This window comes from Domibacillus enclensis, from assembly GCF_900156125.1.
Classification (GTDB): domain Bacteria; phylum Bacillota; class Bacilli; order Bacillales; family Domibacillaceae; genus Domibacillus; species Domibacillus enclensis.
This window is the reverse complement of sequence record NZ_FTLX01000010.1, coordinates 1-22,169: the sequence shown is the minus strand read 5'-3', so window position 1 is coordinate 22,169 and position 22,169 is coordinate 1. Positions and strand designations below refer to the sequence as shown.

Sequence of the window (22,169 nt, the reverse complement as noted above, 5' to 3'; positions counted from 1 at the left end):
TGTATAATAGCAGGATAGGTTTTCCAACGGAGGTGCCTGACGATGATTTTTTTTCGAAAGCTTTTTTTTAAAGCAGTACACATGAGCAACTGGACGCTTTTTTTCACTACGTTTTCATTGATCCTGTTCAGCAGCTTTTTCGTTTATTACCTCGAGCCTCAAACGTTTGTGACACCGTTCGAAGGGTTATGGTGGACAATGACTACGGTTGTCACCGTCGGTTACGGAGATGTGTCTCCTGCGACCGTCGGAGGAAAAGTGTTTGCGATGCTTCTGTACATTTTCGGCATCGGCTTGATGACCGTTTTAATAGGAAAAATCATTGATACGCTCAGTGTGCGAAAACGAATGAAGGAGGAAGGCAGATTGACGATTACCCGCGAGCAGCACATTCTCTTAATTAATTGGACAAACCGCGCGCGTATTGCCCTGACAGAACTGCTGGACACATTTCCGGACGTCCATGCGGTGATTATCGACGAGACAGCAGATAAGATTCCCTTCCTGCATGAACGAGTCGATTTCGTGAAAGGAGCGCCCGCTTCTGAACAAACACTCAAGCAGGCGAATTTCCTGCAAGCAAAATCGATCATGATTTTCTCGCCGGATCACACCATTAGTGCATCTACAGCTGATGGCTTGACGCTGTTAATCGCTTCCGGTATTGAAGCTGCCGCCAAAAAATACGGCGTGAACGTATACACGATTTGTGAAGTAGCGGATTCCCATCATTTAAGCGCTTTTTCGCATGCGAATGTAGAAGAATTCATTACACCGAATGATACCGCCGCTCACCTGGCTGCCCGCTCCATCCTGTTTAACGGATCAAGCGAAATTATTCGGCAGCTTACATGCCATGAAGGGTTTGACCTTTATCATATCGAAAACAAATCGGGCTGGCAGACATACCGGGACGCCAAGCGGATGCTCGATGAAAAAGGCATTCTTCTCGTCGCCAATCATCACGATTTTTCGATTATCCAAAATCTTGATGAGCCGATTCCAAAAAATGCCCGGCTGTTCATTATTTGCGATGAGGAAGCTTACAGCAAGCTTTAAGCCGCCAAATCCTTGCGCTTATAGACGATATACGCGATCAGCGTACAACTGATGATAAGAGCCGCCATCAAGCTTCCGTATAACGGACGGATGGCGGCATGTTCAATGATATAAGCAGAATCAACGTAATGAAAGGGTGTCGCGTATTTCAGCCCGCTAAACCTCTCAGCAATGCTCTGGACAATATTCAAAAAATAAGCAAGCAGCACGACAGCGAGCGACAAAGACGTTGCTGTCCGGCTTTTTCGCACGACCGATGATATCATAAAGGCGATGGCGCCAAAGGTGAGATGAAGCAAAAAAGGAGCCAGGGAAATCATCGCAAACACACTCATATCAAGACTGTCTTCACCTGCATAACGGAATGCCGCATAGTTTACAGCCGTTAATACGCCATTAAAAAGGAGCAGATTTAATAAAACGGCCCCTGCTTTTTCCGCGATCACACGTCCTCTTGAAACAGGCTTTGCCAGCAGAAACTCGACGGTTTTTTCACTTTCTTCTTTTACGATGATGCCGCCTGCCATCATCGCCGCATAAATGCTCCCGAACAGTGTCACAAACAAATAGCCTTCAATCGCGTAAAAGCCAAGCGGTGTATCAAAACCGAGCGCGTCAATATTAAACGCCTTCAGCATCGCTTCCGGATACAATGCCATTAAATCTTTTAGCTGTTCCTGGTTTTCGGCAAACTGCGGATAAACACTCATGATCAAAAACGACATGCCACCAAGAGTGATGACCCAGATCCACAAGGCTTTTTGCGCTCTTCTCACTTCTCTTTTTAATATCACGCTTCGTCGCCGCCTTTCTCATAATAATGAATAAACACTTCCTCAAGTGTCGGCTCCTCAATTAATACATCATCAAACGGGACATTTTTCAGCTGTTCAAGCAGCTGCTTGCTTGAGCCATTATAAAGAAACCGGACACCGTGCGGAATCTTTTCGTCCTGGAGCATACCTTCAATGTGAATCGCGTTTGGCTGCGTTTCGTGAAAAAAGAGCGACACATTTTTAAATTGGTTTCGACGGACCTCTTCCATATTTTCGACCTTGATCAGCTTTCCTTCTTTAATAATGGCCACCCGGTCGCAAAGCTTTTGCACTTCACTTAAATAATGGGACGAGAAAAAAATCGTCGCTCCTTTTTCGCGCGCTTCACGGAGAAGCTCAAAAAACACATGTTGCATCAGCGGGTCTAGCCCCGATGTCGGTTCATCTAAAATTAATATACGAGGATCATGAAGCAGCGCCTGCACAATCCCCACCTTTTTCCGGTTTCCAAACGACAAATCCTCAATTTTGCGGGTGATATCCAGCTCCAGCCGCTCCGCTAAATACGAGGCACGCCGCTTGCAGTCTTTTCGGTAAAAGCCCGCAGAATAGCTGAGCAGGTCCTTCACCTTCATTTCATCATAATAATGAACTTCAGATGGAAGATAGCCGGTCATTTTGCGGATTCGAGTCGATTCTTTAACGGCATCCATCCCCATGATTCTGGCCGTGCCAGAGGTTGGATAAATAAAGTTCAGCAGTGTGCGGATAGCGGTGCTTTTTCCTGCTCCATTCGGCCCGATAAAGCCGAAGATTTCTCCCTCTTCCACTGAAAATGAAATATTTTCGATGCCGCGGTTTTTCCCATAAAACTTCGTCAGCCGATCCAGCTCAATCATCGCCATGCAAGTCCCCCCGTTCTTTTCTCCTATTACTATCATTCGACAAAATCAATCGAAACCCTTGTTCATTCATTTCAGTTATAATGGAAGTCGAGATGGATGGACTATCAAACAGGAGCGAGGGCATCAATGAACAAACAAAACATATGCTTTACAACATTAAAAAAAGAATGCGCGGAAAGAGGCCTTGATCCCGCAAGCATCCCTGCCTTCAAGCATACGTTAACGGACAAAGCACTCGCACATAAACAAGCGCAGCACGTATCGTTTATTCAAGCGATTACACACTTTTTCAATAAATTCATTTCCTCCCTTTCCGGAATTCCTATTCTGGCCGCTGCAAATGACAGGGATGGCTACGTACTTCATATGATTGGGGACAGCGCCATTAAGGAAACGATTACGAAAATGGGCATTCGAAATGGTGTACAAATGACGGCAGAATACAACGGTATCAATTCTGCCTGCCTAGCCCTGGAATACGGCGAACCGGTAAGTGTGATTGGATCGCAGCATTTCCATGAATATCTGCACGATGCTGCCTGCTACAGCATCCCGATTTCCGATCCGCATGAGAGCGAGGTCCTCGGCACTCTTTCTTTTATGACCGCTGCTGACTTTGCCCATCCGCTGCTTGAGACACTGCTCATGACAATGAAGGAATCCATTGAGCGAGAGCTGAAGCTGCTCAAGCAAAACGAACGGCTGCGACTGCTGAATGAGCTGATTATGGATACGACCACAAGCGGGATGATGATTTCAGATAAAGACGGCAATATTCTGAATGCAAACAAAGCACTGGAGCAACTATTTAATAAAAGCAAGCCGGAGCTGCTCGGAAAAAACATCAGAGACTTTGCATGCGTCGGTCCATATATGGATCATGCGCTTAAAAGTGGTGTGCCCCATTTAGACATTGAAGCTGCTTTTACAAATGAAAAAGGCCAGCAATCGTTTTATTTACTTGATGCGCTGCCCATTTTTGATGATACTCATACACTGGTCGGCTCGTTTGCTCAGCTCCGGAACATTACGAGCCGTAAGCAAACCGAGCAGATGCTGTTAAATACGGAAAAATTAGCAGCTGTCGGCCAGATGGCGGCAAGTGCCGCACATGAAATCCGAAACCCGCTCACTACCATTCGCGGTTTTATTCAGCTGCTTGAGCCGTCCTTTCACCAGCAGGAGCATTATGACCTTGTACTGGAAGAAATTGACCGGATTAATTTAATTATTAGCGAATTCTTGATCTTATCCAAGCCACAGGCCACTTGTTTTGAGCAGCAGAATCTCGTCCAAATTTTAAAAGATACGGTCGCTCTTTCACAGCCGCAGGCAAGCATGCACAATGTTCAAATTCAGGTTCATTTCTTTGCTGACCCTATTTTTATTCGCGGCGATGGAAACCAATTAAAGCAAGTATTCATCAACTTGATTAAAAATGGAATGGATGCAATAGAAAGCCACGGCGTCCTTTCGATTCATTTAAAAGCGAATGAGCAGGGAGAAGCTGCGGTTAAAATAACAGATACGGGAATCGGCATGACCGAAACACAAATTCAAAAGCTCGGTACACCTTTTTTCACGACGAAAAAAGAGGGCACTGGACTTGGCTTTATGATTATTAAACGAATTGTTAATCAGCACAACGGCAAGATTGAGGTGAAAAGCAAAAAAGGAGAAGGCTCAACCATCACCGTCCTCCTTCCTTTATCTGAATAAAAAGGGCCGGGCGCAAAAGCGGTCTTCCGCTTTTGCGCCCGGCTTTGTTTAACGCTCCGCTGGCGGCTTCATTTCTTCGATTTTCTTCATTTTATGGTCCCAGCAGGCCGGGCTTAAATCAACCGGATATTGCTCCGGATTAATCGGTCGCTTGTATTCATCCCACAACACGGTCAGGCCCGCTTCCACGCGCTTTCGAATATCCGCAAGAGATGGCTTGCTGTACACCATTTTTCCCTTTACATAAATATCCTCGTGCAAGTCAACTGCGGTAAAATCAGTGACAAACTTGCTGATATACGTATGAACCGGATGGAACATTTTCAGCTTTTCCTCGGCTTGCGGATTTTCTTCCTCAAGCGCAATATAGTCGCCCTCCGCTTTTCCGTTTGCATTGTTGATGATGCGGTATACTTTCTTTTTCCCAGGTGTCGTTACCTTTTCCGGATTGCCGGAAATTTTGATCGTATCGACCATTTCCCCCTGTTCATTTTCAATCGCAACAAGCTTAAACACAGCGCCAAGGGCCGGCTGGTCAAAAGCAGTAATCAGCTTTGTTCCAATTCCCCACACGGTAATTTTGGCTCCCTGCGCATTTAAGCTCATAATTGTTTCTTCATCAAGATCATTGGATGCAATGATCTGCGCATCAGGAAATCCAGCTTCATCCAGCATCACGCGTGCTTTTTTCGATAAATACGCCAAATCGCCGCTGTCAAGACGGATGCCGATAAAATTGATTTTATCCCCAAACTCCTTTGCTACACGAATGGCGTTTGGTACACCGGAGCGAAGGGTATCGTATGTATCCACAAGAAATACACAATCCTTGTGCGTCTCGGCATATTTTTTAAACGCTACATATTCATCCTGATAGGCCTGCACCATCGCATGAGCATGCGTGCCGGATACCGGGATGCCAAACAGTTTACCCGCGCGTACGTTGCTTGTGCCGGCGAACCCTGTTAAGTAAGCGGCACGCGCTCCCCAAATAGCGGCTTCCGTTTCATGTGCGCGTCTTGTACCGAATTCCAGCGCCGTCCCGCTGCCAACGACCTGCATCATACGTGAAGCCTTCGTGGCGATCAGCGTCTGGTAGTTGATCACATTTAACAGAAGCGTTTCCAGCAGCTGTGCCTGGGCAAGAGGCGCTTCGATACGCATAATCGGCTCATTGCCGAAAACCGTCTCCCCCTCCTGCATCGAGCGAATCGTGCCGGTAAAGGTCATTTCCTTTAGAAACGCTAAATAATCTTCCTCATAGCCAAGCTCGCGCAAATAATCAATGTCGCTGTCTGTAAAGCCAAATTGGTTTACGAGCGAAATGACCCGCTCAAGTCCCGCAAAAACACCATAACCATTCCCGAACGGCAGGCGTCTGAAGTAAAGATCAAACACAGCATTTCGATTGTGAATTCCGTCTCTCCAGTATGTTTCTGCCATATTAATTTGGTACAGGTCTGTGTGCAGCATAAAGCCGTCGTCTTGATACGTCATTCCTGATCCTCTCCTTTTCTAGCACCGAGTGTGCCTGTGAAGTGTGCGAGTGCCCATTCATGTCCCGCCTGGTTAAAGGAAGCAACGGCTTTTTCATGCACAACGATCTTGTAGCCTTTATTGTACGCATCTACTGCGGTGTGCAAAATGCAAATATCCGTGCACACGCCCACTAAATGAACGTCCGTAATTCCCCTTGCTCTCAGCCTCATGTCTAGGTCCGTCCCAGCAAAAGCTGAATACCGCGTTTTGTCCATATAATACACATTGTCCCGGCTTTGGCTGCTTTCATACACGTTCTGAAGACTGCCGTACAATGCCCGTCCGCTGGTGCCGCGAATATTGTGCGGCGGAAACAGCTCTGTCTCAGGATGGTACGGATCATTTTCATCGTGCACATCAATCGCAAACACAACATAGTCTCCGTTTTGAATAAACGCTTCTGTCAGCCGGACAATTTCACCCTCAAGCGCCTGTCCTGGCTTGCCGCAAGTCAGCTTTCCATCATCTGCAACAAAATCATACGTATAATCAATATTCAGCAATGCTTTCATCGAACATCCGCCTTTCTTATCCGTAAATAGATTCAATTACTTCGATCTCATTAAATCGGTACAGCCGGGAAGGACGATACGAATGCCGTGTTGTTTTTTTCGGCACTCCGGCTTCATCCACTGCCAGTTCAATAAAAGGAAGCTTCGGCGCTCTGGCAAAAAAAACAGGGTCCGATGCAATTTTCGCATCATCTGTCACCGTGAGCAGCACCCGTTGAAGCTCAGACAGCGTAAACTCGTCCGGCAAAAAGTTTTGGGCCATTTTGGTCGTCAGCATTTCCGATTGAATCACGTTCAGCGCATCTCTAATGATTTGTCGGTGATCAAAAGCGAGATCGAGATTCAGTACATCTGCAACGGTAAACAGCTGAACGTCGGCCGCATCATCCGAAGCCATTCTTTTTTCAAGAGCAGATTCCGGCACGATGGCGTAAAACGCGTTGGAAATAATCCACCCGCGGGGGTCGCGCCCCGGTGTATCGTATGTGCCAAAATGGCGAATGTGCAGGCCGCTTACACCCGTTTCTTCCGCCAGCTCCCGGGCAGCCGCTTCAATTCCTGTTTCATCCGGCTGAATAAAGCCACCCGGAATCGCCCATTTCTCTGCTTCAATATTCTGATTCCCCTCGCTGTCCTTGGCCGCCCTCTCAATCAGCATCATACACAGCTTCATGTCCGGCGGTGCCTTCTCTTCCTTTTTCTCGGACAAAATCGTGAAAACAGCTATATCGGCTGTGTAACCGTCAGGAGTCCGGTATTTAGATGAATCGTACTTTTTCATATGATCACTTCAATCTAATTATTAATTTTATAATTACTAATTATATAGCAGGTTTATTTTTTTAGCAACAAAAAACCGGCTTTTTTTCAGCCGGTATTGGATTTTCCTTCTTATTCCCTATCTAAGAACGCACAAAACGGATTATGGCCTTCCATCTCTTTTGTCCAGCTCCTTTAATGCCATGCTTGCTACAGTGAGTTCCATGAAGCATAAAAAAAGAATCGATAAAATCCCTTCCATCGTTGCCACCCCTCCCATCATTTTTTACAATGTAAAGTATGAAACGCGTTTCAGAGCAAGCATTATTGTGAGAGAGGGATAGCCATGGGAAATATTCACGATATCGCACGGATCGCTGGTGTATCTGCCGCAACCGTATCGCGTGCATTGAACGGTCACCCGTATGTCAGCGACGATAAACGAGCTGCTGTTTTAAAGGCCGCCGAACAGCTTCATTATGAAAAAAATATTAATGCTGTTCATCTCGCTAAAGGCAAAACGGATACAATCGGTGTCATTCTTCCTTTCGTCAGCCACCCATATTTCGGTTTCATTTTAGGCGGCATTGCAGCGGAAGCGGAGCGCCAGGGCTATAAGTTGTTAATTGTTCAAACAAACTACGATATTCTTCAGGAAATTGACGCACTCAATATGCTAAAGCTGAAGCAGGTAGACGGCTTAATTATTACATCACGTGAATGTCCGATTGAACTGATTGAAGACTATAGTGAGTATGGGCGGATCGTCTTGTGTGAAGCACTCGCGCATTCTCGCCTGTCGTCTGTTTTTGTCGATCAATTTAAAGCCTTTCAAACTGCCCTGTCGTTTTTTACACAGCGGGGAATATCGCGTATTGGATATACTGTTTTACGAGCAGAAGGAAAAAGCAGCCTTGCCCGAAAGAAGGCATACGAGGAACAGCTCAGTCGTTTTCATCCTGAGTGGGTGTTTGATCGAGCTCTTACCATTGAGGACGGAACAAGGATTGCAGGAGAATGGGCAGCGATGACGGACCGGCCAAATGCCATGGTGATCACGAACGACTTTGTGGCAGCAGGATTTCTTCTGGAATGCCGCCGGCTCTGCTTTGCTATTCCAGAAGATGTCGCCATTATTGGATTCGACAATCACCCCCTCTCCGGTGCACTCGACATCACGACAGTCGAGCTTCCTTTGCATGAGCTCGGCACAATCGCTTTCCAGCAGGTTTTATTAAAAGATGTTACCCATCATGAATTGCCTTTTCGGCTTATTCACCGAAACAGCGTGTAATCATCGTCTCACGGATTAAGGCGCAATTATGTCTTTTATGGCGCAATTCAGGTCGAATTACGCCGTATTTGTGATGATTGCGCCATAAAATCAAAAAAGCCGAACGACTGGGAATCGTTCGGCCTGTTCTTGTTTATTTACGGTTAAATTCAGCTGGAACCGGGCCTGTACGCTCACCTTTATCAAGTGATGTAATCTGCTCCATGTCCTCTGCTGTTAATTCAAAATCAAACACGTTGAAGTTTTCTTCAATGCGTGACGGTGTAACGGACTTCGGAATGACAATGGAGCCGTTTTGCAGATGCCAGCGCAAAATCACCTGTGCCGATGTTTTGCCGTGCTTTTGTGCAATGGCTTTAACGATGTCATTCTCAAGCACAATACCCCCCTGCATAAGCGGGCTCCATGCTTCTACATAAATATCGTTTTCCTGGCAGAATGCTTTTAATTCCTTTTGTAAGAGATGAGGATGGCATTCCACCTGGTTCAGTACCGGCTTCACGTCACATTCATCCAACAAGCGCTGCAGGTGGTCGATATCAAAGTTGCACACGCCGATCGCTTTTACACGGCCGTCTGCATACAGCTTTTCAAGCGCTTTGTATGTGTCCACATATGTGTCTTCTGACGGCATTGGCCAGTGAATTAAATATAAATCCAAATAATCAAGGCCAAGGCGCTCCATGCTGTCATCAAATGCTTTCAGCGTCTGCTCATAGCCCTGGTCAGAATTCCATACCTTTGTTGTAATGAAAAGCTCTTCACGCGGAACGCCGCTTTCTTTAATGGCGTCTCCCACTCCTTTTTCGTTGCCATAAATCATTGCTGTATCGATCGAGCGGTAGCCTGTTTCAATCGCCTTTAACACAGCTGGCTTCGCTTCTTCATCCTCGACCTGCCATACACCGTAGCCAAGCTGAGGCATTTTTAATCCGTTGTTTAATGTAACAAACTGCATTCTCCCGCTTCCCTTCGTGTTCCGTCTATTTTACGTTGAAAGTATAGCACAGCTCTTTTCCTTTTTTCTTCTTAAACGACTTGCAGCGCCATCCATGCACCGAAAAAGCCGAATAAGCACGTCACAAAAAGATAAGCTGCCGCTTTTTTCACGTCCATGTTCTTTACCTCAAACATCCACGTCGAAAACGTCGTAAAGGCGCCGAGGAATCCAGTTCCGAATAATAACTGTTCACTTTCCCCAGGATCACTGCCAACGAGCAGCCCGAGAAAAAAGGCACCGAGTATGTTCACTAGCAGCGTCCCGAATGGAAAGGACTGTTTATTCAGCTGATTGCTGACCCAAAAGCGGGAAACGGCCCCGAAAAAACCACCGATCGCGACCATCGTCATGACACCATCCCCTTCCTGGCACCGAGCTGAATAAAAAGCAGGCCCCCTGCGAGACTAAGAAACACGTAAAAAAAAGCAGCGCCTATCTGACCCGTCTCCCACAAAGCAACTGTTTCCACGCTAAAAGTAGAAAACGTCGTAAACGAGCCGATCACGCCTGTCGTTATTCCTTTCTGAGCAGCTGCAGAAAAACGATTTGCCAATCGGAAGGTCAAAAAAGGAAGCAAAAAGCAGCCTGCCCAGTTCGCAATCAATGTCGCCAGAGGAAATGAGCCCGGCCATCCGCAGGCCGTTGCCAGTGAAAGGCTGTACCGGAGTCCTGCTCCAATCATTCCGCCCAGCCCGACCAATAAATAGATCAATAAAAATCCTTCTTTCGATTCTGACATTTTCTTTTATCATTATTTTTACTGGCGAATTTGTCAAGAGAGCGAGATAATGGGGGTAAAAGGAGGAGTACATATGGCGATTTCAAAGCTTGAGCACGTCGGCATTCAAGTGAAAAATTTGGATACGACGATTGATTTTTACACGAAGGTTCTTGGACTGGAGCTGCTAGAGAAACAGGGACATCCTGATCCCAATTTGCGCATTGCTTTTCTCGGCTTCAAAAAGACGAACGAAACGTTGATCGAATTAATTGAAGGATACAACCCCGATCTCCCTGCTGAAGGCAAAGTGCACCATATCGCTTTTACAGTCGATCATATTGAAGAAGAAATAAAGCGTGTTAAGGAGCATCATGTCACGTTTGTAGACGAAGCAGTCACGACACTCCCAAATGGAGCAAAATATGTTTTTTTCTACGGTCCGGATGGCGAATGGATCGAGCTGTTTGAACAGTAATGGAAAAACGTTCGATCGGGCTTCCGCTTTTCATCGCCATTGTGGCGATTTCATTTTCAGCTATTTTCGTTAAATGGTCGGACGCACCGGCTTCTATCTTAAGCATGTACCGCCTGATGCTTGCCAGCTTGTTGTTGCTGCCTGCCGTTTGGCTGAAGCGGTCAGAGTTTAACAATATAACAAAAAGAGACTGGTTTTTCCTGCTTTTCTCTGGCTTGTTTCTAGCCCTTCATTTCATTCTTTGGTTCGGCTCTTTGAAGCTGACAACGGTCGCCAGTTCTACTATTATTCTTGCGCTGCAGCCGCTCGTGTCACTTGCCGGCGGTTTCATTCTTTACAAGGAGCGGACGACGCCGTCTGCTCTCCTCACAATGGGAATTGCGATTATCGGTGCTGTCATGATTGGCTGGGGTGACTTTGCCTTGAGCGACCAGGCCATTTTAGGAGACTTGCTTTCTTTTCTAAGCGTGATTGCGGTGGTCGGCTATTTGCTTATCGGCCAGCAGGCGGTCCGAAAAGTTTCTCACTGGCTGTACAGCTTTTGTGTTTTTTTCTTTGCTGCCCTTTTTTTGTTTGTTTACAATGTCGTGACGAATACGGTCATGACCGGCTATAGCAGCCGTGAATGGGGCATCTTTCTGCTGCTTGCCATCGTTCCGACGATTGCCCATTTAATCAATAACTGGCTAATGAATTACGTAAACGCGACTACCATCTCCATGAGTATCTTGGGTGAGCCTGTCGGAGCCACCCTTCTTGCCGTATGGCTTCTTGGCGAACAGCTGTCCGGCTGGCAGATCGTCGGCGACCTCCTCATCTTATTCGGCGTTTTTTTATTCTTAATGAAGCAAAGACCCCAAAGGAGCGAATTCTAAAGAATCCGCTTCCTTCACAGTGTTGAAAAACAAACATGTTAATAGAATTCAGATGTTTTCTGGCGATGATTCATATTTTTAAAGAAAAAATCAGTCTAACTTTCTAAAAAAGCATATTCAGGGGCTCCGGTCTGCCGGTTCCGCTTTCCTGTTGGGCGAACGCTGAACCAGCCCAAAAAGCGCGGCTGTTTCAGCCTGTCCGCTCGTCCAACGGGAGTCTTCACCGGCAGCCCTCCGCCCGTAGTGGTTCTAAAGAAACAGCGAGGATAATAGAAAGCTGTACTTGAAAAGCGTGTGACATCAAGAAGGAAGCCCGCTTTTCCTACATGGTGAAAAGCAGAGGATCCTCATCTCTTTTTTTCAATCAGAACGATTTCCATTTTTGGTTTTACAATCTGCTTTTCCTCCCCACCAGGGCGGATGGCGCAGGACGAAGACTCGGGAGGGATCAAGCGGGGAAGGTGAGATCCACTTTTGGAGCGTAGCGACAAAAGTTAGCTCACCGCCCGCCCCTCCGAACGCGAAGTCCTGCAGAAGCCGCCCCGACCGTGTTGGCGCAAGCACAGCGGCGTTGAAAAAGAGAAGGTGTCACCTGCTTTTCATTGACACATCCTTTTTTCAACAGCATGAAAGGAGCGAATTCTAAAGAATCCGCTCCCTTATGCTCGCCGCCGAAATGGCTTTTCTAACAGCTGCTCCGTTTCTTTTTCCTTGAAAACCCACCAGATACCCAGACTGAGTAAAAGCGCGAGCCCCTCCAGCGAAACAATGTACCACGGGTACGGACCAAGCAAATCAAGCAAGCTTGCACTGCTTGGCTTATGGCTTAAATACAAATAATTTCCGCCTGTCCATCTGTTCACGCTGATCACGATTGGAATCAATACATTCAAAAAAACCATAGATTTTAAAACAGAATAAATGGTCGGCCGGTACCCCTTTATCCAGGTGAAGTAAAGTGGCACCAGTATAAGAAATGCGTGAACAATAAAGAAATGAAAAAAGCGAAAGTGCGGAAAATCATAATTCAAATACGGCGTCAATAATGCCTGGGATGCCCCAAGCAGACCTGTGAACAATAAAATCTCATAGATCACTTTCTTTTGTGTGAGCAGCAGTGACACAGCAAGCAGCAGGCTGATGCTGCAAAGCTCGAGCGGCAGCGCATGATGAAGCTTCCAGCTGTCTGTTGTCATCATCCAAATATGATAAAGCCCCTCAATTGATAATAAGAAAAAAGCAGCTGCCACTTCTGTTTTCCGGTTGAATGAAGCAACGATTCGGCGCCGATTGGTGTACAAACCGGCAATGGCAGCAGAAAGAACGAGCAGCACACTTATATGACTGGCAGAAAACATACTGAAATCATAATTCTGATAACTCCCGCCGAACCAGCTCATCTTCATTCCCCCTCTTTTTTCCAGTGTACCATATTCTAGTCATTTAATCGTTTCGCCCTCATAGAGTGAAAAGACTTCCTTTTAAATTATTCATTTTTTTCAAAAGAAAGAACAAGCTAAAGTCGCAGGTCAAAATCCCCTCAAACCTTTATAAGACGTACATCCATAAATCAATAACATTCAAATGTTCGGATTTAAATATGTCACTTTTCTTAACATGTATGAAAAATATCAGTAAAAACCTATTGACGAATTTCTTATTTCCGCATAAGATAAGTACATGTTATAAAATATAACATTAAAAGTTATCAAAAATAACGTTCGGGAGGGTTTTAACATGGAAGATATGTTGTATTTGATGAACAGCCTCTGGGTCATGGTTTCTGCTATTTTAGTTATTTTCATGATTGCCGGATTCATTATGCTTGAGGCTGGGTCAACACGCATGAAAAACGCCGGTCACATTGCCGGAAAAACTGCTTTCACATTCGGACTTGCTTCCCTCGTTTTCTGGGCTGTCGGATTCGCCTTTATTTTCGGCGGCAACGCAAACTTTTTCGTCGGAATGACAGACTTCTTCTACTCTGGTGCTGATTTAGAATTAGGTCTTTCATCCACTGTTTTCTTCGTATTCCAGCTGGCATTCGCAGGGATCGCGATCACCATTGCTCTTGGCGGCTTCGCGGAACGTGCAAAGTTATCTGTTTACGTTTTATTCACTATTCTTTTCTCAGCGCTTGTGTACCCGGTCGTTGCTCACTGGATCTGGGGCGGCGGCTGGCTTGCAGAGCATGGCAAGCAGGATTTCGCCGGCTCAACAGTTGTTCACTTAACAGGTGCAATGGCTGCTCTTGCTGCAACTATTTTATTGAAGCCGCGTATCGGCCGCTTTAACAAAGACGGCTCTGCTAACGCAATTCACGGTCATAACCAGGTGTTCACATCACTCGGCGTCCTCATTCTATGGGTAGGCTGGTTCGGCTTCAATGCCGGCAGTACAGTATCTGTCGACGCTGGATTCTTCGGATTTGTGGCATTGAATACACAGCTTGCGGCTGGTGCTGGCGCTGTTGCAGCCTTGATCATCTCATGGGTTGTTCTCGGTAAATCAGATATTCCAACGATTTTAAATGGAGCACTTGCAGGGCTTGTTGCCATCACTGCTTCTTGTGCATTCGTTGACACATGGGCAGCTGTTGTCATCGGCTTAGTAGCCGGCGTCCTTGTATTCTACGGCGCAAAACTTATGGAAAAGCTTGGCATCGACGATCCGATCTTCGCTCTTTCCGTTCACGGTATTCCGGGAATCTGGGGTACATTGTCAACTGGCTTCTTCGCAACACCGGAACTGGCGACGGTTGGACAGCCTGGTTTATTCTACGGCGGCGGTTTTGCACAGCTTGGTGTACAGGCAATGGGCGTTTTCGTTTCAGGTGCATTCGCTTTCGTTGCATCATTCGCTATCCTGTTCATCATTAAAAAGCTTCTTGGCGGACTTCGTGTCTCTGAAGAAGAAGAAATTATGGGTCTTGATATTAGCGAGCACGGCACTTACGGGTACCCTGAAGTTTTCGCTGATACAAAATCAAAAGCAGCAGCAGAAAAATAAAATGAACATAAATAATACGCAAAGCGCACCCGCTTTGCGTATTATTAGTTTAAAAAGGATGTGAAACCATGACGACGCGTGAGCAGACTTACGCTGGCATCCGCCAGGAAAAAGACGACATGATGGATCAGCATCTCCATTCTACACAGCGCCTGAACGCCTTTCATGACGATATTATGAAGCAGGTATTCGATGCAGCATTCAAACAGCATGAAGCCGAATTCGGTCCTCCCCCCTGCCCGTTTACTTTATTTTTGCTCGGCAGTGCAGGGCGTTTTGAACAGGGAACAATCAGTGATCAGGATCATGGAATGGTTTTTGAGGAAGATACAGAGGAAGCCGCTGACTATTTTCTCAATCTTGGAAAAACGTTCTCTGATGGGTTAAACGAAGCCGGCTATCCGTATTGTGAAGGAAAGGTGATGAGCTCGAATCCCGTCTGGTGCCGCTCGGCCTCTGCCTGGAAGGAACAGATAGCGTCCTGGATGGAAGCCGAGACGTTAGACACCATTCGTTCCCTTCATATGATTTGCGACGCGCGAGTCATTCACGGCGAAAAATTACCCGTTACCGCTTTGAAGAAACAAATAAGCAGCGTTTTGAAACAAGATCCGCACAAACTCAAGCGTTTTTTTGAAAACATTCAATTTATGAAGAAATCAGTTGGCTTGTTTGGCCAGATCTTCACTGAACAAAACGGACCTCACTCCGGATCGTTAAATTTAAAACAATCTGCTTTCCTCCCTTACGTCAATGCGATAAGGGTATTGGCGATCAAAGAAGGCATTGAGCCCTCCTCTACGCTAATGCGGATGAAGGCACTAAAGCATACAGCGGCACATAGCGGCCGAATTGATGAATATGAAGAAGCTTTTCGAACGCTGCTGGACTTTCGGCTCCGCGCCTTGAAAAACGCACCGGATTATGACAGTTCCCATTATGTCAACATCGACTCGCTCGGACCGGTGCGAAAAAAGGAATTGCGTCATATTTTAAAAACAGCCGAGTCTCTTCATCATTACGTGCAGCGATTTACAGCAAAGGGTTGATGCACAATGGGCTTTAACGATTTTATGAAAAACTTAAGCGGCAACCGGTTTACAGGTCTTCAAGGCGGTCGTCATGATATGGCCTTTATGCGCAGCCTTCAGCGGGATTTAAAAACAAAGCAGACCACCTCTATCCCGCTTAACGAATTACAGGTGATTGTATTCGACTTGGAAACAACAGGCTTCCATCCGGATAAAGGCGATCAAATTTTATCCATCGGCGCTGTCAAAGTAACCGGCCGACACGTAGAGGATGAATACTATTCCCCCGTTCGCTTTACCGATGAAATTCCGCCTCTGGTTAAAGACTTGACCGGGCTGGATGAGTCAGAATTAATGAGTGCACCTGAGCCCGCTGACGTACTGGAGCAGTTTTTTAAATTCAGCGGAGCCTCTCCGCTTGTTGCACACCATGCCAGCCATGAAAAAGCGTTTATGACACACGCAAGCCGTAAATACTTCCGAACGCCCTTTTCACACCGGCTGATTGACACATCATTTATGTACAGAATTGCCGAGCCGGACAACCCTCACGTACGTCTTGAGGATTGCTGCGAGCATAACCAGATTGCCGTTACAGGCCGGCATCATGCACTGGGCGATGCCCGCTTAACCGCCGCTCTCTGGGCAGTGTATGTAGAAAAATTGCAGAAAATGGGGATCACGACCCTGTCTCAAGTATACGAAAGACTCGCCACGATTCGTTAAGTGGCGGGTCTTTTGCATTATTTTTCTTCCTGTTGAATCTTTTCTTTTTTATCAATCGTATGGATAAAAAAGGAGGTGCCCGCTTTGAAAAAATCACTGCTTTTATTCACTCTTTTTTTGTTTTCATTTGCGACACCCAGCTATGCCCGTTCTTATTCGATTGATGAGGTTCATATTCGTGCCTGGGTTCAAACGAACGGAAACGTACTCGTCAATGAAGTTTTTCATTATACTTTCAGCGGAACGTATGATCATGTTTTTCGCTCTGTTCATACTGAAGGACACGACGGAGTACAAAAGTTTGAAGCTTACGAACTACTCGATTCTTCAGCAGAGCCTGGCTTCATAACAGAGCGTGAGTTACAGCCACTGCCCGTCACTCAAAAAGAAAACCGTTACAGTGCCGAACTCGCTTCAAAAGATGAACGAAAGGCTATTTTTTTTACATACGAGCTTTTAAATAGCGTTCAAACTTACGATACATATAGCGATGTAGCGATCCCTTTTTTTGGTACAGATGAAAACCATGATAAGACGCTTGAAAACGTGACAATCGATGTCGTATTCCCGGAGGCTATAAAACCATCCCAATATTATGCCTTTATGCATGACCGTCTTGGCAGCGTATCAGAAAAAGGTGCTGAAGTAGTCCGCTTTACGACGCCAAAATCACCTCTGTATTCATTAACTGAAGTACGCGTGCTTTTCCCCTCCTCCGTTATGGCGTCATCACAACCAACAACCAAAGCGCCTGTTACAATGATGGAAGCAGTGGAACAAGAGAATCAGCTCGCTCAATCTTTTTACCAAAAAGAAGAACAAAAACAAAAGCTCGAAACCATTTTAAAGGTTCTGTCAGGTGCTTTATCACTGGGCATTCTTGTCGTCTTCTTGCTTCGTTTCCGTGGCGGCTCAGGCGATTCCAATTCCGTGCTGCATCAGAATCCGCTCACGTTGTATATGATCGACCGTAACGGAAGCCCCGATGAATATGCACTTTTAGCAGGTCTGTACTCACTGGTGGAGAAGGGAATGGCCGATGCACAGGTCGTACCATCCAAAGGACGATTCCAGAAGGACCCTGATGCACCGAATCAAACACTCCGCTTCACATTGAAAGGAAACCATAAACACGCTGTGACTTGTGATCAACAACTGATAAAGATGCTTTTTAAAAATAGAAACACCTTCACCCTTCATGACATTGCAGGCTTAACAAAACTTGAAAAAAAAGAAAAAAAAGGAGTGAACTTGTCCAGCAAAGTGCGTCATTACCAGGACCAGCAGAATGAATGGACAGACTGCGTGGTGAAGGAAATGAAAAAGGAAGGCTTTTTCAGCAACAGCATTCCATCTTGCTTGAAAATTTCCATGCTGCTTTCGGTGTATTCATTTATTTTATATGCGTATACGATCGATTCTTTGGGCGCTTCGGCGAGCATGCTGTACGGCGTAATTGGCTTTTTGCTGCTGCTTCTTATTTGGCGTAAACCGAAAAAACGCTGGCCAGCTATTCTTTTCTACACGACTTCACTAACGGCTGTAGCCATGCTGTATGATACTGATTCTGCTATTTGGCTTCTTTCATTTATTTTGACCAGTGCCTTGCTTTACACTTTGACGCCTCGCTTTTTGCTCTCGAATGAAGCAGCTGTGACCAAAGCAGACATATACGCGTTCAAAAAGGTGGCAAAAAGAACAGACAACCTTTCAGATAAATGGACGGTCCGCTCTATTTTGCTGCGTACTAAACGTGCAGATGCGAAAGGAACGGTTGATTCATCGCTAGCCGCGGCAGCACCATTCACCTATTTATTGCTGACAGAACAGGAACCCATTCAATATATGACCCAAACATGGAAATGGAGCACTCCGCCCGGAAGCTCTTCTTCTGACGGAGGCGGGGGCTACTTCGGTGACAGTGGTGGAGGAGATAGTGGTGGCGACGGTGGTGGCGGAGGCGCTGATTAACGATCTGTTTTGTCGTTCAGCGCCTTCTATCAATACAACCTTAATTTCCCTTCTTGAAATCTGTTACCTCCATTAATGCCTGCTCTTCTGCGGCAATTCGGACGGAGAGCATGACAGCATTTAGCATAGAGAACAGAGCCGCTGTGTAATATGCTTGAAAAAGAAAGGGAATAACGACAAACTCCAGTGTGACGATGATGTAATTCGGATGGCGGAACCAGCGGTAAGGACCCTTCCTCACGACATTCGCACCGGGCAGGACGATAATTTTCGTATTCCAAAACGAACCAAGCGAATAAAGAGTCCACACTCTCCCCAGTTGGGTCAGCAAGAACAATCCCAGCCATAACGGCCAGTCTACACTTAATGTTTTATCCAAAAATTCAACTTCAATGATGCAGCTGATGAAAAAACTGGTGTGAAGGGCAATCATGAACGGGTAATGGCGCATACCCGCTTCATAGCCGCCTCGTTCAATCATCCGCTTTTCATTCCGCTTTGCGATTCCCAGTTCCAGCATACGCTGCGCAACGACGAATAAGATAAATACCCAAAATAAATAATTCATACAGTGTCCCCCCACTGAAGCAGCAGTAATTCACCAGAAAACCCCGGACCCAGGGCAGCCATTAAGCCGTAGTCCCCGCTTTTTACGTCCCCCTTCATAAAACGATCAAGGACATACAGAACTGTCGGCGAAGACATGTTGCCAAATTGCGAAAGAACGTCTCGGGAGTGAGCTGTTTTCTTCTCCGAAAGATGCAGTGTATCCTCGTACGCATCAAGCACCTTTTTCCCTCCAGGGTGCGCCACAAAATGAGCGATGTGTTCAATGGACAGCCCTTGTTCCAGCAAAAAGGCACTCACAAACGGCCCGAGCCAGCTGCGAATGATACTCGGGATGTCGCGAGAGAAGACAACATGAAGCCCCTCATCTTTTATTTCCCACCCCGTCACATCCTCAGAGTCCGGAAGCAGCTTTGATTCTGTTTTTACTACAGAAGGAACAGGTCTGTTGGTTTTAACGGATGCTTTGTCGCCAGCCATTAATACACAAGCAGCCCCATCCGCAAAAAGCGATGTACCAATTAAATTACTCTTTGAATGGTCCTTTCGCTGAAACGTTAAGCTGCATAACTCAACGGATAAAACGAGAACCCTGGCCTCAGGAAAAGCCAAACAATATTCATAAGCACGGCTAACACCAGCTGCCCCGCCCGCACAGCCCAATCCCCAAATCGGTATTCGCTTCGTCCGGTCCGAAAACGGCAGACGATTCATGATTCTGGCTTCAATACTTGGTGTCGCCATCCCAGAGCTTGAAATAAAAAAAATCGCTTCGATGTCTTCAGCTCGCTGCGGCTCTATTAAATACGTTTCGTCTTTCAAACACCTCGAAATCACTTCTGCTCCGTAATCAACCGCTTTTTCAATATATAGATCATTTCGCTCCTGCAGGCCGTGATCTTTTTCAAACCAATCCAGCGGCATGGTAAAATGACGCTTTTCAATCTGCCCATTTTGAAAAACCGTTATTAGCCTTTCAATATCTTGAAAATGACCTTTAAATACATTTCGCGCAAAGTCCGCTGTCTGCTCCTGCTCAATAACATTTGGAGGGTGAAACGTACTTACAGAAACAACCCTTGGCATGTACCTCATCCCACTTTTCTTTTTCTTTATCATGCCCCTGGCGTTCTCTTTTTATTCTCACGGAATCTCAAACGCATGGTTCATGCAACTAAAAGCAAGATAGAATAAACCGTTAATCCCGTTGCAAAAGCTGTGAAACTGCTGTCACTTTCTTCCGGCAACTCCTCTTTTAAAACGTTCAATATAAGAGCGCCTGATAAAAAAGCGAACATCGTAGAAATAACCGCTTCTTCTAGCTGTGAAAAAGCACCAATTAACCAGCCTAACAGTACGGCAAAAGTCAGCAGCCACCGCCCGTACTGATCATACACGCGCTGGTGTGTTTCTCTCATGCTTTGGTCCACTGTGATGAAATGCACAGATAACGCCAAAAAATAAAAAACCATTTCCTTCACGTGTTCAAACTCTTCCTGAATAAGCAGATAGCCAATGAGCATGTTGTAGAAAAAGAATGTACCAATATGAATCCAAAAGATACCTGAGCCCGCATGCGACTGTACTTTCTTCGTCCTATTCGTCACTCTGCTTTCAAGCCCATAAAAAAAAGCCAGCCCAAACAGCGCCATCAAGTACGCATGATTTTCCACAAAGCGGAGGACACCATTTTCTGCTTTTTCTAATACGTCCTGATGCGCGTTCAAGTCTGGCAGTAGATGAACAAATACGTAAGAAACAGCAATGCCTCCTGCAAAGGATAAAAACCGGCTCCTCGGTCCCCGACTTAAAAAGGACATATACTTTGCCGAATAATGAATGACCGCAAAACCAATTGCAAACACTAAACTTAACCCAACCATACTGTCTCTCCTCTCTTAAAGAGTTTTCCACTACACCCAGCCTTTAAACGCAGCAAAGCATGGGACAGAAGGAAAAGCAGCACCGCTTTGTCCTAAACTGTTTATTGTTGCTTTATTAACCTTTTATATGGCCTAGTGCATTAATGGTCTGAACTCTCTTGCCTTGACCAATTTCCCCTCAATGATTATTGATAACGCTTTCAATAAGTGGTATATTTAGAATTAAGTTCATATACGAGGCAGAGAACCGAGCTCACTTTATTAAGATCACAGCGATCTTATTAGGTGGGCTCTTTTTTCATAAGAAGGCTTTGATAATAAATAGCTAAGCTATGCGACATAAAAACAAAACAGCTCATTTATTTTCAAGGCAAAAGGTTCCGAAAAAACGAATGAAAACGGAGGAATGTAAACATGTCTAATCATACCCGGTTATGGAAGGTGCTGCTCCTTTTTACGTGGAGGGCAATTCAGTTGGACTATTAGTATCTCACGGCTTTACAGGGACCACACAAAGCATGCGTCCATTGTGCGAAGCCTATGCATCTGAAGGGTACACCGTTTGTGGACCTCGCCTTAAAGGCCACGGCACTCATTACGAGGACTTGGAGCAGACAAACTATCAGGATTGGATTTCCTCGATTGAAGAAGGCTATGAATGGCTGAAACAAAGATGTGATACAATTTTTGTAATCGGCTTGTCAATGGGCGGTTCCCTTGCACTGTATATGGCTGAACACCACCCGGAAATCCGCGGCATTTCTGTTATTAACCCTGGTATTAACATCCCCGCAATGGAACACGTACGCGAAATAGATGGACAAAATGAAGCTCGATTTTCAGATGCTATTGGCTCCGATATTAAAAAGCCCGGGGTAACAGAACTGGCTTATGAAAAGACGCCTGTTCGATCTGTAAAAGAAGCATTGACTCTTATGGACAAGGTAAGAGCAAACTTACCCAAAGTCACTTGCCCGGCACTCATTTTCGTTTCTCCTGAGGATCACGTCGTTCCAGCAGATAATGCTCAAATCGTTTTTAATGAAATTAGTTCACAATCAAAGGAAGTACGCCAGTTGAAGGATAGTTACCACGTGGCAACTCTTGATAATGACCAGCAGCTGATCATTGACGACACATTAGATTTTATTATGAGGCATCTTCCCTCACATTAACGCACCGGAAACTTGTTAAAGATACGTTTTTTAATACAACAAAAAAGACAACTTGATTTCTCAAGTTGTCTTGTCATTGCCAGGCGGCGTCCTGCTCTCACAGGGGGAGACCCCCAACTACCATCGGCGCTGAAGAGCTTAACTGCCGTGTTCGGGATGGGAACGGGTGTGAC

At 45.8% G+C, this 22,169-nt stretch carries 22 protein-coding genes and 1 rRNA gene; 10 read left to right on the top strand and 13 right to left on the bottom strand.

The annotated features are described in order from the left end of the window. Positions 1 to 42 precede the first annotated feature (42 nt). Complete coding sequence (locus tag BW952_RS16630; RefSeq protein WP_045849413.1) at positions 43 to 1,059, top strand: potassium channel family protein; 1,017 nt, start codon at positions 43 to 45, stop codon at positions 1,057 to 1,059. Here the strand turns inward: BW952_RS16630 and BW952_RS16625 are convergent. After that, a complete protein-coding gene (locus BW952_RS16625) occupies positions 1,056 to 1,853 on the bottom strand; it encodes an ABC transporter permease subunit (RefSeq protein WP_045849414.1) in 798 nt (265 codons plus the stop codon). The two genes, BW952_RS16630 and BW952_RS16625, sit on opposite strands and share 4 nt — an antisense overlap. Next, on the bottom strand, positions 1,850 to 2,740 hold the full coding sequence (locus tag BW952_RS16620; RefSeq protein WP_045849415.1) for an ABC transporter ATP-binding protein: 891 nt from the start codon (positions 2,738 to 2,740) through the stop codon (positions 1,850 to 1,852). The genes BW952_RS16625 and BW952_RS16620 overlap by 4 nt, the downstream gene beginning before the upstream one ends. A 126-nt stretch (positions 2,741 to 2,866) precedes the next feature. Here BW952_RS16620 and BW952_RS16615 point away from each other — a divergent pair, with 126 nt between their 5' ends. After that, positions 2,867 to 4,459: an ATP-binding protein gene (locus BW952_RS16615; protein WP_045849416.1), complete on the top strand. Its 1,593-nt coding sequence runs from the start codon at positions 2,867 to 2,869 to the stop codon at positions 4,457 to 4,459. A gap of 48 nt (positions 4,460 to 4,507) precedes the next feature. Here the strand turns inward: BW952_RS16615 and BW952_RS16610 are convergent, their stop codons facing one another. Genes BW952_RS16610 through BW952_RS16600 form a run of 3 tightly spaced genes read right to left on the bottom strand, consistent with a single transcriptional unit; the run spans position 4,508 to position 7,291 of the window. Further along, a complete protein-coding gene (locus tag BW952_RS16610; protein ID WP_045849417.1) occupies positions 4,508 to 5,956 on the bottom strand; it encodes a nicotinate phosphoribosyltransferase in 1,449 nt (482 codons plus the stop codon). Next, positions 5,953 to 6,510, bottom strand: coding sequence for a cysteine hydrolase family protein (locus BW952_RS16605; protein ID WP_045849418.1), 558 nt, complete (start codon positions 6,508 to 6,510; stop codon positions 5,953 to 5,955). The genes BW952_RS16610 and BW952_RS16605 overlap by 4 nt, the downstream gene beginning before the upstream one ends. 16 nt (positions 6,511 to 6,526) lie before the next feature. Beyond that, on the bottom strand, positions 6,527 to 7,291 hold the full coding sequence (locus BW952_RS16600; RefSeq protein ID WP_045849419.1) for an NUDIX domain-containing protein: 765 nt from the start codon (positions 7,289 to 7,291) through the stop codon (positions 6,527 to 6,529). 324 nt (positions 7,292 to 7,615) lie between these two features. Between BW952_RS16600 and BW952_RS16595 the strand changes: the two genes are divergently transcribed. Further along, the gene (locus BW952_RS16595) at positions 7,616 to 8,563 is read left to right on the top strand and encodes a LacI family DNA-binding transcriptional regulator (RefSeq protein WP_045849420.1); all 948 of its coding nucleotides are present in this window, start codon (positions 7,616 to 7,618) and stop codon (positions 8,561 to 8,563) included. Between the two features lie 133 nt (positions 8,564 to 8,696). Here BW952_RS16595 and BW952_RS16590 read toward each other — a convergent pair whose 3' ends face one another. From BW952_RS16590 to crcB, 3 genes are all read right to left on the bottom strand, one after another. Further along, positions 8,697 to 9,521: an aldo/keto reductase gene (locus BW952_RS16590; RefSeq protein WP_045849421.1), complete on the bottom strand. Its 825-nt coding sequence runs from the start codon at positions 9,519 to 9,521 to the stop codon at positions 8,697 to 8,699. A 71-nt stretch (positions 9,522 to 9,592) separates the two neighbouring features. Then, positions 9,593 to 9,913 carry a fluoride efflux transporter FluC gene (locus BW952_RS16585; RefSeq protein ID WP_045849422.1) on the bottom strand — a complete coding sequence of 107 codons (321 nt, stop codon included), beginning with the start codon at positions 9,911 to 9,913 and terminating at the stop codon, positions 9,593 to 9,595. Continuing rightward, the gene (gene crcB, locus BW952_RS16580; protein WP_045849423.1) at positions 9,910 to 10,302 is read right to left on the bottom strand and encodes a fluoride efflux transporter CrcB; all 393 of its coding nucleotides are present in this window, start codon (positions 10,300 to 10,302) and stop codon (positions 9,910 to 9,912) included. The genes BW952_RS16585 and crcB overlap by 4 nt, the downstream gene beginning before the upstream one ends. 73 nt (positions 10,303 to 10,375) lie before the next feature. Between crcB and BW952_RS16575 the strand changes: the two genes are divergently transcribed. Both BW952_RS16575 and BW952_RS16570 read left to right on the top strand, forming a co-directional pair. Then, positions 10,376 to 10,759 carry a VOC family protein gene (locus tag BW952_RS16575; protein WP_045849424.1) on the top strand — a complete coding sequence of 128 codons (384 nt, stop codon included), beginning with the start codon at positions 10,376 to 10,378 and terminating at the stop codon, positions 10,757 to 10,759. Further along, a complete protein-coding gene (locus tag BW952_RS16570; protein WP_045849425.1) occupies positions 10,759 to 11,634 on the top strand; it encodes a DMT family transporter in 876 nt (291 codons plus the stop codon). Before BW952_RS16575 ends, BW952_RS16570 begins: the two co-directional genes overlap by 1 nt. A gap of 659 nt (positions 11,635 to 12,293) precedes the next feature. Here the strand turns inward: BW952_RS16570 and BW952_RS16565 are convergent. Next, entirely contained in the window at positions 12,294 to 13,034 is a 741-nt protein-coding gene (locus tag BW952_RS16565) for a YwaF family protein (protein ID WP_045849426.1), read from the bottom strand. A gap of 337 nt (positions 13,035 to 13,371) precedes the next feature. On the opposite strand from BW952_RS16565, the gene BW952_RS16560 reads away from it, so the two are divergent. The 4 genes from BW952_RS16560 to BW952_RS16545 all read left to right on the top strand — a co-directional run bounded on the left by BW952_RS16560 (position 13,372) and on the right by BW952_RS16545 (position 18,371). Further along, on the top strand, positions 13,372 to 14,643 hold the full coding sequence (locus BW952_RS16560; protein WP_045849427.1) for an ammonium transporter: 1,272 nt from the start codon (positions 13,372 to 13,374) through the stop codon (positions 14,641 to 14,643). Between the two features lie 68 nt (positions 14,644 to 14,711). After that, positions 14,712 to 15,692, top strand: a complete 981-nt coding sequence (locus BW952_RS16555; RefSeq protein ID WP_045849428.1) for a DUF294 nucleotidyltransferase-like domain-containing protein — start codon at positions 14,712 to 14,714, stop codon at positions 15,690 to 15,692. Between the two features lie 6 nt (positions 15,693 to 15,698). Further along, positions 15,699 to 16,400: an exonuclease domain-containing protein gene (locus BW952_RS16550; protein WP_045849429.1), complete on the top strand. Its 702-nt coding sequence runs from the start codon at positions 15,699 to 15,701 to the stop codon at positions 16,398 to 16,400. Positions 16,401 to 16,484: 84 nt separating this feature from the next. Then, positions 16,485 to 18,371: a DUF2207 domain-containing protein gene (locus BW952_RS16545; protein WP_045849430.1), complete on the top strand. Its 1,887-nt coding sequence runs from the start codon at positions 16,485 to 16,487 to the stop codon at positions 18,369 to 18,371. Positions 18,372 to 18,411: 40 nt separating this feature from the next. Here the strand turns inward: BW952_RS16545 and BW952_RS16540 are convergent, their stop codons facing one another. The 3 genes from BW952_RS16540 to BW952_RS16530 all read right to left on the bottom strand — a co-directional run bounded on the left by BW952_RS16540 (position 18,412) and on the right by BW952_RS16530 (position 20,821). Next, positions 18,412 to 18,939: an isoprenylcysteine carboxyl methyltransferase family protein gene (locus tag BW952_RS16540; protein ID WP_045849431.1), complete on the bottom strand. Its 528-nt coding sequence runs from the start codon at positions 18,937 to 18,939 to the stop codon at positions 18,412 to 18,414. Further along, positions 18,936 to 20,024 carry a type III polyketide synthase gene (locus BW952_RS16535; protein ID WP_045849432.1) on the bottom strand — a complete coding sequence of 363 codons (1,089 nt, stop codon included), beginning with the start codon at positions 20,022 to 20,024 and terminating at the stop codon, positions 18,936 to 18,938. Before BW952_RS16535 ends, BW952_RS16540 begins: the two co-directional genes overlap by 4 nt. 80 nt (positions 20,025 to 20,104) lie before the next feature. Further along, the gene (locus BW952_RS16530) at positions 20,105 to 20,821 is read right to left on the bottom strand and encodes a hypothetical protein (RefSeq protein WP_045849433.1); all 717 of its coding nucleotides are present in this window, start codon (positions 20,819 to 20,821) and stop codon (positions 20,105 to 20,107) included. Positions 20,822 to 21,255: 434 nt separating this feature from the next. Between BW952_RS16530 and BW952_RS16525 the strand changes: the two genes are divergently transcribed. Further along, positions 21,256 to 21,996: an alpha/beta hydrolase gene (locus BW952_RS16525; RefSeq protein WP_045849434.1), complete on the top strand. Its 741-nt coding sequence runs from the start codon at positions 21,256 to 21,258 to the stop codon at positions 21,994 to 21,996. A gap of 78 nt (positions 21,997 to 22,074) precedes the next feature. Here BW952_RS16525 and rrf read toward each other — a convergent pair. Continuing rightward, positions 22,075 to 22,169: ribosomal RNA gene (gene rrf / locus BW952_RS16520) — 5S ribosomal RNA — on the bottom strand; the annotation flags it as partial.

Excerpts from the sequence above, each read along its gene's own strand:
- crcB (WP_045849423.1), bottom strand. The coding sequence starts at position 10,302 with ATGTCAGAATCGAAAGAAGGATTTTTATTGATCTATTTATTGGTCGGG.
- BW952_RS16530 (WP_045849433.1), bottom strand. The coding sequence starts at position 20,821 with ATGGTTGGGTTAAGTTTAGTGTTTGCAATTGGTTTTGCGGTCATTCAT.
- BW952_RS16620 (WP_045849415.1), bottom strand. The coding sequence starts at position 2,740 with ATGGCGATGATTGAGCTGGATCGGCTGACGAAGTTTTATGGGAAAAAC.
- BW952_RS16585 (WP_045849422.1), bottom strand. The coding sequence starts at position 9,913 with ATGACGATGGTCGCGATCGGTGGTTTTTTCGGGGCCGTTTCCCGCTTT.
- BW952_RS16605 (WP_045849418.1), bottom strand. The coding sequence starts at position 6,510 with ATGAAAGCATTGCTGAATATTGATTATACGTATGATTTTGTTGCAGAT.
- BW952_RS16550 (WP_045849429.1), top strand. The coding sequence starts at position 15,699 with ATGGGCTTTAACGATTTTATGAAAAACTTAAGCGGCAACCGGTTTACA.
- BW952_RS16570 (WP_045849425.1), top strand. The coding sequence starts at position 10,759 with ATGGAAAAACGTTCGATCGGGCTTCCGCTTTTCATCGCCATTGTGGCG.
- BW952_RS16555 (WP_045849428.1), top strand. The coding sequence starts at position 14,712 with ATGACGACGCGTGAGCAGACTTACGCTGGCATCCGCCAGGAAAAAGAC.
- BW952_RS16560 (WP_045849427.1), top strand. The coding sequence starts at position 13,372 with ATGGAAGATATGTTGTATTTGATGAACAGCCTCTGGGTCATGGTTTCT.
- BW952_RS16615 (WP_045849416.1), top strand. The coding sequence starts at position 2,867 with ATGAACAAACAAAACATATGCTTTACAACATTAAAAAAAGAATGCGCG.
- BW952_RS16610 (WP_045849417.1), bottom strand. The coding sequence starts at position 5,956 with ATGACGTATCAAGACGACGGCTTTATGCTGCACACAGACCTGTACCAA.
- BW952_RS16525 (WP_045849434.1), top strand. The coding sequence starts at position 21,256 with ATGGAAGGTGCTGCTCCTTTTTACGTGGAGGGCAATTCAGTTGGACTA.
- BW952_RS16600 (WP_045849419.1), bottom strand. The coding sequence starts at position 7,291 with ATGAAAAAGTACGATTCATCTAAATACCGGACTCCTGACGGTTACACA.
- BW952_RS16565 (WP_045849426.1), bottom strand. The coding sequence starts at position 13,034 with ATGAGCTGGTTCGGCGGGAGTTATCAGAATTATGATTTCAGTATGTTT.
- BW952_RS16535 (WP_045849432.1), bottom strand. The coding sequence starts at position 20,024 with ATGCCAAGGGTTGTTTCTGTAAGTACGTTTCACCCTCCAAATGTTATT.
- BW952_RS16590 (WP_045849421.1), bottom strand. The coding sequence starts at position 9,521 with ATGCAGTTTGTTACATTAAACAACGGATTAAAAATGCCTCAGCTTGGC.
- BW952_RS16575 (WP_045849424.1), top strand. The coding sequence starts at position 10,376 with ATGGCGATTTCAAAGCTTGAGCACGTCGGCATTCAAGTGAAAAATTTG.
- BW952_RS16630 (WP_045849413.1), top strand. The coding sequence starts at position 43 with ATGATTTTTTTTCGAAAGCTTTTTTTTAAAGCAGTACACATGAGCAAC.
- BW952_RS16540 (WP_045849431.1), bottom strand. The coding sequence starts at position 18,939 with ATGAATTATTTATTTTGGGTATTTATCTTATTCGTCGTTGCGCAGCGT.
- BW952_RS16595 (WP_045849420.1), top strand. The coding sequence starts at position 7,616 with ATGGGAAATATTCACGATATCGCACGGATCGCTGGTGTATCTGCCGCA.